The 233-nt window shown below is 41.6% G+C and carries 1 pseudogene; it reads left to right on the top strand.

Features of this window, described 5'->3' with window-relative positions:
* Window positions 1-233 (top strand): annotated as a pseudogene (locus tag HMPREF2658_RS12330) (2-deoxyribose-5-phosphate aldolase); the annotation flags it as partial.

Genomic DNA, 233 nt, shown 5'->3' with positions numbered 1-233 from the left:
AAAGTGATTATTGAGACGGTATTGTTGGACCATGACGAAATCGTAAAAGCCAGTGAATTAACAAAAGCGGCTGGTGCGGACTTCGTTAAAACTTCAACAGGTTTTGCAGGTGGCGGTGCGACTGCAGAAGTCGTTAAATTAATGAAAGATACAGTAGGTGCTGATGTAGAAGTAAAAGCATCAGGTGGCGTACGCAATTTAGAAGATTTCAATAAAATGGTTGAAGCAGGTGC

Source organism: Staphylococcus sp. HMSC062H10, from assembly GCF_001836945.1.
Taxonomy (GTDB): domain Bacteria; phylum Bacillota; class Bacilli; order Staphylococcales; family Staphylococcaceae; genus Staphylococcus; species Staphylococcus aureus.
The sequence above is the reverse complement of the archived record's forward strand: the minus strand, read 5'-3'. Positions and strand labels throughout refer to the sequence as shown.